The sequence below is a fragment of the Pseudoalteromonas luteoviolacea genome, from assembly GCF_018100925.1.
Classification (GTDB): domain Bacteria; phylum Pseudomonadota; class Gammaproteobacteria; order Enterobacterales; family Alteromonadaceae; genus Pseudoalteromonas; species Pseudoalteromonas obscura.
In genome coordinates this window covers 1-992 of record NZ_JAGJEH010000048.1, presented here as the reverse complement: position 1 = coordinate 992, position 992 = coordinate 1, and the positions used below count along the sequence as shown (strand labels likewise).

5 tRNA genes are annotated in these 992 nt (G+C 39.2%); all 5 read left to right on the top strand.

The window, feature by feature from the left end:
• Nucleotides 1-72: 72 nt before the first annotated feature.
• The 5 genes from J8M00_RS27990 (at nucleotide 73) to J8M00_RS27970 (ending at nucleotide 730) form a co-directional block, all read left to right on the top strand.
• Nucleotides 73-148 (top strand) — tRNA-Phe (locus J8M00_RS27990).
• Nucleotides 149-255: 107 nt separating this feature from the next.
• Nucleotides 256-331: transfer RNA gene (locus J8M00_RS27985), tRNA-Phe, on the top strand.
• A 12-nt stretch (nucleotides 332-343) separates the two neighbouring features.
• A tRNA-Thr gene (locus J8M00_RS27980) sits at nucleotides 344-419 on the top strand.
• 147 nt (nucleotides 420-566) lie between these two features.
• A tRNA-Phe gene (locus J8M00_RS27975) sits at nucleotides 567-642 on the top strand.
• Nucleotides 643-654: 12 nt separating this feature from the next.
• Nucleotides 655-730: transfer RNA gene (locus J8M00_RS27970), tRNA-Thr, on the top strand.
• Nucleotides 731-992: the final 262 nt, after the last annotated feature.

The following is a 992-nucleotide window of genomic DNA, read 5'->3' as shown; positions in this document are numbered from 1 at the left end:
CTCGGATAGTCGGCACCATTTAGTAAAAGTGGAAGTTTATTGAATCAAAGAGTTCAATAGACAAACTTATTTGCCCAGATAGCTCAGTCGGTAGAGCAGAGGATTGAAAATCCTCGTGTCGGTGGTTCGATTCCGCCTCTGGGCACCATCTTTTGAAGATGTAAAACAAAGAATTTAAAAAATCAGCTAGTTAAAAAGCTGTTTTGAATTGTATTGAAAATACTAAATGATTTTTAATACAAAAATAGTTTATTTGCCCAGATAGCTCAGTCGGTAGAGCAGAGGATTGAAAATCCTCGTGTCGGTGGTTCGATTCCGCCTCTGGGCACCATTGTTTTAGTGTGCCGACTTAGCTCAGTTGGTAGAGCAACTGACTTGTAATCAGTAGGTCATCCGTTCGACTCGGATAGTCGGCACCATTCATACAATATGAAGAGAAAAAACGCTTCTAAATAGTACTTATCATAGTGCTTTACGTTTTTTGTAAGCGTTTTAGCCAGGTAGCTCCTTCAACAGAGCCGTTTGGAACTGTGTTGAAAATTTTCAATACACAAGAAGATTTATTTGCCCAGATAGCTCAGTCGGTAGAGCAGAGGATTGAAAATCCTCGTGTCGGTGGTTCGATTCCGCCTCTGGGCACCATTATTTTAGTGTGCCGACTTAGCTCAGTTGGTAGAGCAACTGACTTGTAATCAGTAGGTCATCCGTTCGACTCGGATAGTCGGCACCATTTCTTCATATTGGCATTGCAGATAGTTTACATTGGTAAGCCATCTGGAACTGTATTGAAAATCCTTAGTGAGTTTCAATACACAAGAAGATTTAATTTTCCAGATAGCTCATTCGGTAAAGCCATTTGGAATTGTATTGAAAGCCCTTAGCGAGCTTAAATACACAAGAAGATTTAATTTTCCAGATAGTTCATTCGGTAGAGCCATTTGGAATTGTATTGAAAATCCTTAGTGAGTTTCAATAAACAAGAAGATTTATTT